Consider the following 13,235-nt stretch of genomic DNA (forward strand, 5'->3'; position numbering starts at 1 on the left):
CGACACCCGCCGGGCCCGAGCGCTAGATCACCAGCGACAACAGCAGCACGATCGCCCCCGCCACCACCGAAATGATCGTCTCCATCACCGACCACGTCTTGATGGTCTGGCCGACGCTCATCCCGAAGTACTCCTTCACCATCCAGAACCCGGCGTCGTTGACGTGGCTGAAGAAGAGCGAGCCCGCGCCGATGGCCAGCACCAGCAGGGCCGCGTGGGTCGTCGACATGTCCGCCGCGAGGGGCGCCACCAGCCCGGCCGCCGAGATCGTGGCGACCGTGGCCGAGCCCGTCGCCAGCCGGATCGCCACCGCGATCAGCCAGGCCAGGACGAGCGCGGGGATCGACCAGTCCTCGGAGATGTCCAGGATCATCTGCCCGACCCCGGAGTCGATGAGCGTCTGCTTGAACCCGCCACCGGCACCGACGATCAGCAGGATGCCCGCGATCGGCGCGAGGGACGTCTCCACCGTCGAGGACAGCCGCCCCTTGGCGAACCCGGCCGCCCGCCCCAGCGTGAACATGCCCACGATCACGGCCGCGAGCAGCGCGATCAGCGGCGAGCCGGCCACGTCGAAGACCCGCTGGACCATGTTCTCGGGATCGTCCACGACGATGTCCACCAGCGCCTTGGCCAGCATCAGCACCACCGGCAGCAGCACGGTCGCGATGGTCGCGCCGAACCCGGGCCGCTTCTCCAACTCCTCCGAGGCGCGTACGGGAATCATGCGCTCCGGGACGGGCACATCCACCCAGCGGGCCGCGTACCTCGAGAACAGCGGTCCGGCGATGACCACGGTCGGTATCGCGACGACCAGCCCCAGCGCCAGCGTGACCCCCAGGTTGGCCTGCACCGCGTCGATCGCGACGAGCGGCCCGGGGTGCGGCGGGATCAGCCCGTGCATGACGGACAGACCGGCGAGGGCCGGTATGCCGATGCGCATCAGCGAGTAGTTCCCGCGCTTGGCGACCATCAGCACCACCGGGATGAGCAGCACGATCCCGACCTCGAAGAACAGCGGCAGCCCGATCACGGAGGCGATCAGCACCATCGCCCACGGCATCGCCCGCCCGCCGGCCCTGGCGAGGATCGTGTCGACGATCTGGTCGGCGCCGCCGGAGTCCGCCAGCAGCTTGCCGAGGATCGCGCCCAGCGCGATGAGCACGCCGACCCCGGCCACGGTCGACCCGAGCCCGGTGGTGAAGCTCGCGATCGCCTTGTCCAGCGGCGCCCCGGCGAACGCGCCGAGCGCGAGCGAGCCGATGGTCAGCGCCAGGAAGGCGTGCACCTTGAACCTGGTGATGAGCACGACGATGACGGCGATGCCCGCCAGTACGGCGATGCCCAGCTGAGCGTGTCCCGCCGAGGTGATCGGCTCGACGGGGTCCGCTGCCAGCAGCTCGACGTTGAGTCTGGTCACGGTTCATCCTTGTATGGGGGAAGTTGAGGGGGAGAGTGGAGAAGGACGCCGACGGAGACGGACGCTCACGACGGCACACCCGGCCGAGCCCCGGTGGACGACGCCCGGCCGGACTCTTACGACGACGACTACGACGACTACGACGACGACGCGGGATCGAGCTCCCGCAGCGCGGCGGCCGCCCGCTCGGCGATCTCCTCGGGCTCGCCCGAGACATCGACCGTGACACCCGCCTCGTCCGCCTCCAGCGGCTGCAGCGTGGCGAACTGCGAGTCGAGCAGCGCGGTGGGCATGAAGTGCCCCTGCCGATGGGACATCCGCTCCTCGACGAGGGCGCGGTCACCGGCGAGGTGCAGGAAGACCAGCCCCGGCGCGGCGGCCCGCAACCGGTCACGGTAGGCACGCTTCAACGCGGAACAGCTCACCACCCCGCCGAGCCCGGCCCGGCCGTCGGCCCACGCGCCGATGGCGTCCAGCCACGGCCACCGGTCCGCGTCGTCCAGCGGTGTCCCGGCCGACATCTTGGCGATGTTGGCCTCGGGGTGGAAGTCGTCGCCCTCGGCGTACGGAACGCCGAGCCGGGCCGCGAGCAGGGGACCGATCGTGGTCTTCCCGGTGCCTGCCACGCCCATCACCACGACGACATGAGGGGTACGCATTGCTACCTCACCGTCTTCATCGACATCTGAGACGTCACCCGACGTCGACGACACTGAAACCCATTAGATACGACGAATTCAAGCCCCTGACCCAAATAAGTCTGACTTTTTCTTCACTCTCTCCGCCTCGTACCCTGATCCCCATGAGCACACCGGGCCGGGGGCTGCACGGCCGAGTACTGGAAACCCTCGGTCCGGCGATCACGGCGGGCGAGTACCCGCCGGGGAGTGTGCTGCGCACGGACGAGCTCGCCCACACCTTCGACGTGTCCCGCTCGGTGATGCGCGAGGCGGTGCGTGTGCTGGAGTCCATGCACCTGGTCGAGTCCCGCCGCCGGGTCGGGGTGATCGTCCGCCCGTCCGTCGAGTGGAACGTCTACGACCCCCAGGTGATCCGCTGGCGCCTGGCCGGCGCGGACCGCCCCCGCCAGCTGCGCTCGCTCACGGTCCTGCGCTCGGCCGTCGAACCGATCGCGGCGGGCCTCGCCGCCCGCCACGCCACCGCCGAGCAGTGCGCCGAGCTCACCGAGTGCGCGATCGGCATGGTCGCCCATTCACGCGGCCACAAGCTGGAGGGCTACCTCCGCCACGACGTCGCCTTCCACCGCCTGATCCTCAACGCCTCCGGCAACGAGATGTTCGCCCGCCTCGGCGACGTCGTCGAGGAGGTCCTGGCCGGCCGCACCCACCACGCCGTCATGTTCGACGACCCCGACCCCGCCGCCGTGACCCTCCACGTCCAGGTGGCCGAAGCCATCCGCGAACACGACGCCCTCCGAGCCGAAGAACTCACCAGAGAAATCACCGTGGGCGCCCTCCAGGAACTCGACATCCTGGCCCCCAACGCCCACTCCACAGCCTCCGGTTGACCTAGGTCGGGAACTCCCCGTCCCGATAGACCCAGGCCCCGTCCACCCGCTCGAACCGGCTGCGCTCATGCATCGAGCCGCCCCGGAACGAGGCGCGGAAGGTGACGGTGCCGGTGGTGTGGAAGGGCGAGCCGTCGTGGGTGTCCAGGATCTCCAGGCCGGTCCAGCGCATGGTCGTGTCGAAGTCGACGGAGGCGGGGCGCGTCCGGGGATGCCAGGTGCGCAGGAGGTACGCCTCGTCGCGTACCACGAAGGCGCTGTAGCGCGACCGCATCAGGGCCTCGGCGGTCGGAGCGGAGGCCGCACCGGTGTGGTAGCGGCCGCAGCAGGACTCGTACGCCTCGCGCAGCCCGCACGGGCAGGTACGAGGCGTCTGAGAAGAGGCTTTCGCGGGGCTCTTCGACCTGGCCCTGGAACCACTGCGGCGCGACGACATGCCCGCCATTCTGCCCGCCCCGCGAACCGAGGCCCACACGAGCCCGCGTCGGCCTCCCGTTCCGCGGCCTACGCGGAACCCGCGTTCGTGGGCGGATACGGTGGCCGGGCCGGGACCACGGGCCCCTTCGGCACAGGCAGCGAGGGCAGCGGCGGCAGCGCGGGCTCCCGCAACCACGCCTTGAACAGGGTGTCCAGCGGGCCGTCCGCGTACCGCGCGGCGTGCGCGGTGAACGCCGCCGTCGTGACGGCGCCACCGCGGTGGACCGAGACCCAGCCGCGCAGCATACGGAAGAAGGCGTCGTCACCGAGGGCACAGCGGACGGCGTGGACGGTGAGGCCACCGCGCTCGTAGAGGCGGTCGTCGAACATCAGCTTGCGGCCCGGGTCGGCCAGCCGCAGATCCTGGGGGAGCGCGGCGAGCTTCTGGTGCGCGGCGGCGGCCAGTTGATGCGCCGTACGGCCGCCGGAGCGCTCCGACCACAGCCACTCGGCGTACTTGGCGAACCCCTCGTTCAGCCAGATGTGCCGCCAGTCGGCGATGGACACACTGTTGCCGAACCACTGGTGGGCCAGCTCGTGCGCGACCAGCCGCTCCGAACCCCGCGCCCCGTCCACATGGTTGGCGCCGAACAGCGACAGCCCCTGTGCCTCGACCGGGACATCGAGCTCCTCCTCGGTCACCACCACCGCGTACTCCCCGAACGGGTACGGCCCGAAGAGCTCCTCGAACAGCTCCATCATGGCCGGCTGCCGCGCGAAGTCCCGCGAGAACTCGGTCAGCAGATGCGCCGGGATGTGCCCGTGCTGCGGTATCCCTCCGGGACGCGGGTCGCCCAGCAGCACCGTCTGGTACTTGCCGATCGACAGACCGACCAGATAGCTCGACGTCGGCGCCGACTGCTCGAACACCCACGTCGTCGTGGACGCCTTCGCCGTACGGGTGAGCAGGCGCCCGCCCGCCACGACCTGGTACGCGGACGGCGTCGTGATCGAGATCTGGTACGAGGCCTTGTCGGCGGGCCGGTCGTTGCACGGATACCAGGACGGCGCCCCGATCGGCTGGCTCGCCACCAGCGCCCCGTCGGTCAGCTCCTCCCAACCGAGGCCGCCCCAGGGGCTGTTCACCGGCTTGGGGTTGCCCGACCAGTGGATCTCGACCGTGAACGCGGCCCCGGGCCGGATCGGCTTGGCGGGCCGGACCCGCAGCCTGCCGCCCCGGTGCGTGTAGTGCGGCGCCCGGCCGTCGACCCGGATCCGCCCGATCTTGAAGTCGGCCAGGTTCAGGTGGAATTCGGACAGCGCCGCCCGGCCCGCGATGGCGTTCAGCCGCGCGGTGCCCGACAACCGGTTGGGCCCCGGCCGGTAGTCCACAGCCAGCTCGTACCGATGCACCCGGTAACGGGAATCACCGTTCGCCGGGAAGTACGGGTCCGGACCCACTGACTGCTGAACCGCCACTGCCGCTTCTGCTCCCCGCTCCGGTCTCGTACGACGTCCATCGTCCCCCGACGCCGCACGAGCCGCACTCAGCGGCGCCATGCTTCGATCGGGTTGCCCAGCCACCGCGTGTCGTCGGGAACGGACTCCGCGGCCATGACCAGCGACGCCGGACCCAGCGTGGTGCGGGCCCCGACCACACTGCCGGGCAGGACGATTCCGCCCGGGCCCAGGGTTGCGCCCTCACGGAGTTCCACAGTATCCGTACGCAAGATCCGGTCGTGGAAGAGGTGGGTCTGGAGCACACAGCCCCGGTTCACCGTCGCCCCGTCGCCGAGCGTGACGAGATCGGTCTCCGGCAGCCAGTAGCTCTCCACCCACACGCCCTTGCCGATTGTCGCACCGAGCCCGCGCAGCCACACGTTCAGCACCGGCGTACCGGGCACCGAACCGGCCAGCCACGGCACGGCCAGCACCTCCACGAAGGTGTCCGCCAGCTCGTTGCGCCACACGAAACCGCTCCACAGCGGATGCTCACCGCTCCGGTGACGCCCCACGAGCAGCCACTTCGCGACGACGGACGCCAGACAGGCCAGCAGGCCCACCCCGAGCAGCACGACCCCGCCCAGCAGCCACGCCCAGCCGTCCAGCACGCTCAGCACCGCCACCGTCAGCAGCGCGAGGCCCGCCGAGCAGAACACCGGCACGATCCGGCACAGCTCCACCAGAGCACGCGCCCACAGCAGCCGCGCGGGCGGCTCGTACGTCAGACTCTGGTCGCCACTCGCCGCCGACCTGGGCAGCTTCACCGGCGGCAGCCCCAGATACGAGCTGCCCTTCTTGGCCTTCTTCGGCGTCGCCGACAGCACCCCCACCAGGCCGCCGTCCGGCACGGAACGCCCCGGCGCGGTCATCCCGGAGTTCCCGAGGAACGCCCGCCGCCCGATCTCCGCCCGCCCGATCCGCAGCCAGCCACCGCCCAGCTCGTACGGCGCGGTCAACGTGTCGTCGGCGAGGAACGCCCCGTCGCCGACCGTCGTCAGACTCGGCAGCGCGAGCACGGTGGACACCTCCGCGCCCCGCCCGATCCGCATCCCGAGCAGCCGCAGCCACACCGGCGTGACCAGCCCGGCGTACAGCGGGAACAGCGTCTGCCGCGAACGGTCCATCAGCTGGGTGACCGTCCAGGCCTGCCACCCGATCCGGCTGTGCGTGGGATGCGTACCCTCCCGCAGCCCCAGGCTCAGCAGCCGTACGGCGACGAGCAGCAGCAGCGCGTACGCCGCCCCGAACGCCAGCGTGGCGGGCACCAGCCCGAGCGCCGCACCCCGCGACGCGGCGCCGAGCCCGGCGTCCGGATCCACGAACAGGCTCAGCACGGCCAGCGCGGCGACCCCGCAGACCAGCGGCAGCGCGGTCAGCCCGACTCCGGTGACGCCGTACGACACCCGCCAGAACAGGCCCCGCCGCGGCCGCTCCTTGGGCCAGTTCCGCTTCGCCTTGCCCAGCTTGACCGCCGGCGCCCCGGCCCAGCGCTGCCCGGTGGGGATCTGCCCGGCGACCGCCGACCCCGGCGCCACCTCGGCCCGCTTGCCGACCCTGGCCCCCGGCAGCAGCATGCTCCGCGTCCCGACGACCGCACCGGCGCCCACCTTGACGGGCCCGATCTCCAGCCGGTCCCCGTCCAGCCAGTAGCCGGAGAGGTCCACCTCGGACTCCACGGCGGCACCCCGGCCGAGTTTGAGCATCCCGGTCACCGGCGGCAGCGCGTGCAGATCGACATCGGCCCCGACCTTGGCACCCAGCGCCCGCGCGTACCGCTCCAGCCAGACCCCGGTCAGCGAGGTCGCCCCGCTGAACTCGGCCAGCCGCTCGGCCGCCCACAGCCGCAGATGCACGCTCCCGCCCCGCGCGTACCGCCCCGGCTCGACGCCGCGCAGCAGCAGCCGCGCCCCGCCCGCCGCGATCGCGAGCCGCCCCGGCGGGGTGAAGATCAGCACCGCCCCGGCCGCCACGGCCCACCAGGGCGCGGTCGGCAGCCAGGCGTACGGCCCGAGCAGATTCCCGAGCGCGGCCAGCGGAACGATCCAGCGCAGCCCGAGCAGCGTGAACAGCGGGACGAGCAGCAGGAGCTGGACGACTCTCGCGCGCACCGGCACGGGCGCCACGGCCTGCCTGGGACCGTCCGCCTCGCCGGACTCCTCCAGATACCGGGCCAGCTTCCGCAAGGTCGGCCGCTGGTAGATGTCCACCACGGCGACGCTCGGATACCGGCTCCGCAGCCTGGTCGTCAGCTGGGCGGCGGCCAGGCTGCCGCCGCCGATCGCGAAGAAGTCGTCCTGGGCGCCACCGACCGGGATGCCCAGCACTTCGGTCCACTGCTCGGCGAGCCACGCCTCGGTCCCGTACAGGTCCTCGGCCGGCCCGGCGCTCTCCACGTCGGCCAGCGGCCACGGCAGCGCGTTCCGGTCGACCTTCCCGGACGTCCGGGTGGGCAGCTCCGCCACCGGCGCCAGCAGCGGCACCAACGCGGCCGGCAGCTCGGCCCGCAACTTCTCCACGGCCGCCGCCCGGTCCCACCCGTCCTGGGTGACCACATACCCGACGAGCAGCTGATTCCCGCTCCGCGCGGTCCGTACGGCGGCCGCGGCGCCCGCGACACCGGGCAGCGCCTGCAACGCGGCGTCGACCTCGCCCAGCTCGATCCGCCGCCCACCGAGCTTGATCTGCTCATCGGCCCGCCCGAGGAAGACCAGCCCCTCGGGCTCGGCCTTGACCAGGTCACCACTGCGATAGGCCCGCTCCCAGCCCAGCGACTCCAGCGGCGCGTACTTCTCCGCGTCCTTCTCGGCGTCGAGATACCGTGCGAGCCCCACGCCACCGATCACGAGCTGCCCGCTGGCACCCATCGGCACGGGCTCCCCGGCCTCGTCGACGACGGCCAGCTCCCAGCCGTTCAGCGGCAGTCCGATCCGGATCGGCTCCTCGCCGGACATCAGCGAGGCGCAGGCGACGACGGTGGCCTCGGTCGGCCCGTAGGTGTTCCAGACCTCGCGCCCCTCCGTCACCAGCCGCTGCGCCAGCTCCGGCGGGCAGGCCTCACCGCCGAAGATCAGCAGCCGTACGTCGTTGAGCGTCTCGGGCTCCCACAGCGCGGCCAGCGTCGGCACGGTCGACACGACCGTGATGTCCTGCTCGACCAGCCAGGGCCCCAGATCGGCACCGCTGCGGACCTGCGCACGCGGCACCGGCACCAGACAGGCCCCGTACCGCCAGGCCAGCCACATCTCCTCGCAGGACGCGTCGAAGGCCACCGAAAGGCCGGCCATCACGCGGTCCCCGGGCCCGATCGGCTCCTCGGCGAGGAACAACTCGGCCTCGGCGTCCACGAACGCGGCCGCGCTGCGGTGGCTCACGGCCACACCCTTGGGCTTCCCGGTCGAACCGGAGGTGAAGATGATCCACGCGTCGTGCTCGACCCCGGGCCGCGCGGCGGGGGAGTCGGACGCGCCGTTGACGGTCAGCCGGTGCCCGGCCCCGATGACCGCCCGCACCTCCGCCTCGCCGAACACCAGCTCGGCCCGCTCATCGGGGTCCTCGGCGTCGACGGGCACATAGGCGGCCCCCGCGGCCAGCACCGCCAGGATGGCGACATACAGCTCATTGGTGCCCGACGGCACCCGCACCCCGACCCGGTCCCCGAGGCCGACCCCCGCCGCCCCCAGCCCTCGTCGCAGGTTCTCCACCTCGACGGCCAGCGCGCGATAGGTCAGCCGGCGGGTCCCGTCGTCCAGCGCGGGCTCGTCCGGATACGACCGCACGGACGCCTCGAAGATGTCGACGAGCGTGCGGGGCGGCGCCGCCGGACCGGCGGTGAAACGCGCCGACCCGTCGAATCCCTCCGTCAGCTCTCCGTCGAGCAGCGTGAGGTCGGGACTTTCGTATACGGCGGCCATCGGATCCTCGCCTCTTGTACCCGGTCCGTCCGGGGGCGCCGGTGGGCCCACAGGTCTGCCTGGGGATGTTTCCGTTCCGGCATGAACAAGCCCCATACTCTAGTGCTCGGGTGACTACGGCCTGTCGTGTCGGCCACGGGGAGGTATCCGCCGGGGGCCCGGAGAGGTAGGCGCGACGGCCCTGACCTGTGGTTTTCCCCGCCGGTAGAGACGTCCCCCACATTTCGTCGGTGTTAACGCAGAAAGGCCGCGACCTGATGGTCGCGGCCTTCGCCACTGTGTGTCCGAGGGGGGACTTGAACCCCCACGCCCGATAAAGGGCACTAGCACCTCAAGCTAGCGCGTCTGCCATTCCGCCACCCGGACAAGGTGTCTGTCGTGCGGGGTTTCCCTCGCGGCGACGGAGAAAACATTACCAGGCTTTCGGGGGGCCCCGATCACCCCCCGGCCCGTGGGCGGCAGGGCGTGAACGGCGTGTGACGGGCCGGTCCCGGTCTTGGGGCGAGGGGTGGGCAGGAGGAGTATGAGGGGGAACCACCAGCAGCGACAGCGGGAGGAACCAGCGTGAGCGAGACGGACACGGGCAGGCGCGTGACCGGCGAGGACGAGGTCGTCGACCTCTGCCGCGAGCTGATCCAGATCGACACCAGCAACTTCGGCGACCACTCGGGCCCGGGCGAGCGCAAGGCCGCCGAGTACGTCGCCGAGAAGCTCGCCGAGGTGGGGCTCGAACCGAAGATCTTCGAGTCGCACCCGGGTCGCGCCTCCACGGTGGCCCGTATCGAGGGCGAGGACCGGTCCCGGCCCGCGCTGCTCATCCACGGTCACACCGACGTCGTCCCGGCCAACGCGGCGGACTGGACCCACCATCCGTTCTCCGGCGAGGTCGCGGACGGCTGTGTGTGGGGCCGGGGCGCGGTCGACATGAAGGACATGGACGCGATGACGCTGGCGGTCGTACGCGACCGGCTGCGCAGCGGCCGCAAGCCCCCGCGCGACATCGTGCTGGCCTTCCTCGCGGACGAGGAGGCCGGCGGCACGTACGGCGCGAAGCACCTCGTCAAGAACCACGCGGATCTCTTCGAGGGCGTCACCGAGGCGATCAGCGAGGTCGGCGGCTTCTCGTTCACCGTGAGCGAGCAGCGGCGGCTCTATCTGATCCAGACGGCCGAGAAGGGCATGCACTGGATGAAGCTCACCGTGGCAGGCACGGCCGGGCACGGGTCGATGATCCACCGGGACAACGCCATCACCGAGCTGTCGGAGGCCGTCGCGCGCCTCGGCCGCCACCAGTTCCCGGTGCGGGTCACCAAGACCACCCGGGCCTTCCTCGACGAGCTCGGCGACGCGCTCGGCACCGAGCTCGACCCGGAGGACATGGAGGGCACCCTCGCCAGGCTCGGCGGCATCGCCAAGCTCATCGGCGCGACCCTGCGGAACACCGCCAACCCCACGCAGCTCGGCGCCGGCTACAAGGTCAACGTCATCCCGGGCGAGGCCACCGCGCATGTCGACGGGCGGTTCCTGCCCGGGTTCGAGGAGGAGTTCCTCGCCGACCTCGACACGATCCTCGGCCCGAACGTGCGGCGCGAGGACGTGCACTCCGACAAGGCGCTGGAGACCTCCTTCGACGGGGCGATCGTCGACGCCATGCAGTCCGCGCTGCTCGCCGAGGACCCGGCCGCGAAGGCGGTCCCGTACATGCTCTCCGGCGGTACGGACGCCAAGTCCTTCGACGACCTCGGTATCCGCGGCTTCGGCTTCGCGCCGCTCAAGCTGCCGCCGGAGCTGGACTTCGCGGGCATGTTCCACGGCGTCGACGAAAGGGTGCCGGTGGAGGGTCTGAAGTTCGGTGTGCGCGTGCTCGACCGTTTCATCGACGCGTCCTGAACGTTGCGTCCGGAAATGTGTGCTGAAACGAGACTCCACTATTCGGCAGCGCGTACGAAGATCGACCGTCCCGGGTGAATCGGACCATAAGCTCGTAGCTCGATTACTCCCTCCTCGTTACAGGTGATGCGACTCGCTACTTGGGGTCGCTTTGCCAACAAGGAGGAATAATGATCAAGAAGGTCGTCGCCGCTGCGGCTGCCACCGGTGGCCTGGTTCTCGCTGGTGCGGGTCTGGCCGTCGCCGACGCCGGCGCCCAGGGTGCCGCCGTCCACTCCCCGGGTGTCGTGTCCGGCAACGTCGTCCAGGTGCCGGTTCATGTCCCCGTGAACGTGTGCGGCAACACGATCTCGGTGATCGGGCTGCTGAACCCTGCCTTCGGCAACACCTGCATCAACAAGTGACGTTGTGCCTCACCCGGTGAGGGTCTGAAATAACCGTCGGTCCCGGAGCGCGCGCCATGCACTCCGGGGCCGCTCGGTCTCCCGACAAGGTGCAGAAGATCAGAACATAGGGCTAAGGCAGGTAATTCAGTAATGCGACAGGTCACCCGCAAAGGCCTCATGACGGTGGCGGCCGCTTCCGGCGTTCTCGCCGCAGCGGGCGGTTACGCGCACGCCGACTCCGGCGCGCAGGGATCCGCCACCAACTCGCCCGGCGTACTGTCCGGCAACACCGTGCAGGCGCCGGTGGAGGCCGAGGTCAACGTCTGCGGCAACACGGTCAACGTGGTCGGGCTGCTCAACCCGGCGGCGGGCAACAAGTGTTCCAACGGCGGTGGGGGCGGCAAGCACGGCGGCGGTTCCGGTTCGTCGCACGGCGGCTCCCAGGCCCACGGTCACACCGGCGATTCACCGGGCGTGGCTTCCGGGAACACCGTGCAGGCTCCGGTGAACGTGCCGGTCAACGCGTGCGGCAACAGCGTCAACGTGATCGGCGTCGGCAACACGGCCATGGGCAACGACTGCTCCAACGGCGGAGGCGGCGGCCACCACGGTGGTGGTTCCGGTTCGTCGTACGGCGGCTCCCACGCCGACGGTCACGCGAGCAACTCGCCGGGTGTGGCGTCCGGCAACCACGTGCAGGCTCCGGTCGATGTGCCGGTCAACGTGTGCGGCAACACCATCAGTGTGGTCGGGATCGGCAACGGGGTCACGGGCAACGACTGCGGGAACTCGGGCGGCGGAGGGGCGCACGAGAACCCGGGTGGCGGCCACCAGAACCCGCCGGGCGACTCCGAGGAGGCGTCCCCGCAGCAGCCCGGGAAGCCGGGACAGCCGGGTGGGCCCGGGCAGCCGGGCAACCCCGGCGGTGAGGTCCCCGGTGGTGACACCAACACCCCGGGTACGCAGACCGTCACCCAGCCCGACGGTGTCGCGCAGCTCGCCCAGACCGGTGCCGAGGTGCCCCTCGGCCTGGCACTGTCGGTGGGCGCGGGGACGCTCCTCGGGGGCGCCCTGATCTACCGCAAGGCACGGGCCGCCGCTCTGTAACCGGGCCCGGCGCACACAAACGGAGCGGGCCCCGCACCAGCGGGGCCCGCTCCGTTTCGATCTGCCCACTCACCACGTGGCTCGCACCTGGCGGATGATCCGTCGGCGCAACCGCACCCTGCGGCTGCCATCACGCAGCAGGCTCAGTCGGTCCAACTCCCAGTGTCCGTACTCGGCATGGTCCGTCAGCAGGCGTGTGGCGTCCTTGCGAGAGACCCCGCGCGGTACGTACACGTCGACAAATTCGTATTCCGGCATCGGTATCTATTGTGCGGGCTGGGGCCCGGTACGGATAGCGTCTGCACTATGTCTGATGCTGCGCAGCCCACCGCTGCCGAGGTACGCGCCGCCGCCGAGGCGGTCAAGACCGCGCTCGACCGCCACCTGGCCGCGGTCGAACGCCGGTCGGGTGAGGACGACCCGGCTGTCTACGAGGCGTTCAACGAGCTGGCCGCTGCCGCCGAGGAGTACGACGAACTGCTATACGACCGTTACGACGAGGTCACTCCCTTCGAGATCCCCGGCACCGAGGACATGCCGCCGTACACGGGCCCCGAGGAACCCAGCGCGCTCAGTGTGCTGATCCGCCGGGACTACACGGTGGCCGAGCCACAGCGGCTGCTGGCGCAGGCCCAGCGGGTGGAGTCCGCGGAGGAGCCGGCCGCCTCCGGCGGGGCGGCCGAGACGGTGCATGGGGCGCTGGGTCTACTGTTCGGGGAGTTCGAGCCGGACGAGATCGCCTCCCGGCACAAGGAGTTCGGTCTCGAAGAGGGCGACTCCACGCTCTGGGTCACGGCCGCGGACGACACCGCCGAGCCCGGCGAGTGGCTGGAGGCGCCCTTCGAGCAGGTCGATCCGCAGCGGGTCGTCTGCCGTTTCGACGTCAGCGCGGTCTTCGACGACGACGTGGAGGACGACGACCTCGACGACGAGCTCCCGCTCGAACCGGAACTCGATGAGGACGAGGACTTGGAACCGCTGGACGCGGACCGCTAGCGCGGGGCTTGGGCCGGGCGCCTCATAGCTCGGGGGCGTCTGCTGTTCGGCGGCAGCAGGTGGTTCGGCGGCCGCAG

The 13,235-nt window shown here is 71.0% G+C and carries 11 protein-coding genes and 1 tRNA gene; 5 read left to right on the plus strand and 7 right to left on the minus strand.

Annotated elements, in window-relative coordinates:
- Positions 1-22 precede the first annotated feature (22 nt).
- Together JIX56_RS37275 and JIX56_RS37280 are read right to left on the minus strand one after the other, a co-directional pair.
- On the minus strand, positions 23-1,420 hold the full coding sequence (locus JIX56_RS37275; RefSeq protein ID WP_257547248.1) for a GntP family permease: 1,398 nt from the start codon (positions 1,418-1,420) through the stop codon (positions 23-25).
- 137 nt (positions 1,421-1,557) lie between these two features.
- Positions 1,558-2,079, minus strand: a complete 522-nt coding sequence (locus tag JIX56_RS37280) for a gluconokinase (RefSeq protein ID WP_257547250.1) — start codon at positions 2,077-2,079, stop codon at positions 1,558-1,560.
- 143 nt (positions 2,080-2,222) lie between these two features.
- Here JIX56_RS37280 and JIX56_RS37285 point away from each other — a divergent pair, with 143 nt between their 5' ends.
- Positions 2,223-2,948, plus strand: coding sequence for a FadR/GntR family transcriptional regulator (locus JIX56_RS37285; protein ID WP_257547252.1), 726 nt, complete (start codon positions 2,223-2,225; stop codon positions 2,946-2,948).
- A 1-nt stretch (position 2,949) separates the two neighbouring features.
- On the opposite strand, the gene JIX56_RS37290 is transcribed toward JIX56_RS37285, so the two are convergent.
- The 4 genes from JIX56_RS37290 to JIX56_RS37305 form a co-directional block, all read right to left on the minus strand.
- Positions 2,950-3,384 carry a YchJ family protein gene (locus tag JIX56_RS37290; protein WP_257547254.1) on the minus strand — a complete coding sequence of 145 codons (435 nt, stop codon included), beginning with the start codon at positions 3,382-3,384 and terminating at the stop codon, positions 2,950-2,952.
- 68 nt (positions 3,385-3,452) lie between these two features.
- Positions 3,453-4,844 carry a M1 family metallopeptidase gene (locus JIX56_RS37295; RefSeq protein ID WP_257547256.1) on the minus strand — a complete coding sequence of 464 codons (1,392 nt, stop codon included), beginning with the start codon at positions 4,842-4,844 and terminating at the stop codon, positions 3,453-3,455.
- Between the two features lie 68 nt (positions 4,845-4,912).
- Positions 4,913-8,779 (minus strand): Pls/PosA family non-ribosomal peptide synthetase, encoded by a 3,867-nt coding sequence (locus JIX56_RS37300; RefSeq protein ID WP_257547258.1) that lies wholly within the window; start codon positions 8,777-8,779, stop codon positions 4,913-4,915.
- 281 nt (positions 8,780-9,060) lie between these two features.
- Positions 9,061-9,145 (minus strand) — tRNA-Leu (locus JIX56_RS37305).
- Between the two features lie 198 nt (positions 9,146-9,343).
- On the opposite strand from JIX56_RS37305, the gene JIX56_RS37310 reads away from it, so the two are divergent.
- The 3 genes from JIX56_RS37310 (at position 9,344) to JIX56_RS47745 (ending at position 12,162) form a co-directional block, all read left to right on the plus strand.
- A complete protein-coding gene (locus JIX56_RS37310) occupies positions 9,344-10,669 on the plus strand; it encodes a M20/M25/M40 family metallo-hydrolase (RefSeq protein ID WP_257547260.1) in 1,326 nt (441 codons plus the stop codon).
- A gap of 170 nt (positions 10,670-10,839) precedes the next feature.
- The gene (gene chpH / locus JIX56_RS37315; protein ID WP_257547262.1) at positions 10,840-11,073 is read left to right on the plus strand and encodes a chaplin ChpH; all 234 of its coding nucleotides are present in this window, start codon (positions 10,840-10,842) and stop codon (positions 11,071-11,073) included.
- Positions 11,074-11,205: 132 nt separating this feature from the next.
- The gene (locus tag JIX56_RS47745) at positions 11,206-12,162 is read left to right on the plus strand and encodes a chaplin (protein ID WP_306819902.1); all 957 of its coding nucleotides are present in this window, start codon (positions 11,206-11,208) and stop codon (positions 12,160-12,162) included.
- A gap of 69 nt (positions 12,163-12,231) precedes the next feature.
- Here JIX56_RS47745 and JIX56_RS37335 read toward each other — a convergent pair whose 3' ends face one another.
- On the minus strand, positions 12,232-12,420 hold the full coding sequence (locus JIX56_RS37335; RefSeq protein ID WP_005485166.1) for a DUF5703 family protein: 189 nt from the start codon (positions 12,418-12,420) through the stop codon (positions 12,232-12,234).
- A 48-nt stretch (positions 12,421-12,468) separates the two neighbouring features.
- Between JIX56_RS37335 and JIX56_RS37340 the strand changes: the two genes are divergently transcribed.
- The gene (locus tag JIX56_RS37340; protein ID WP_257547264.1) at positions 12,469-13,158 is read left to right on the plus strand and encodes a hypothetical protein; all 690 of its coding nucleotides are present in this window, start codon (positions 12,469-12,471) and stop codon (positions 13,156-13,158) included.
- The last annotated feature ends 77 nt before the right edge of the window (positions 13,159-13,235 follow it).

It is taken from the genome of Streptomyces sp. CA-210063, from assembly GCF_024612015.1.
GTDB lineage: Bacteria > Actinomycetota > Actinomycetes > Streptomycetales > Streptomycetaceae > Streptomyces.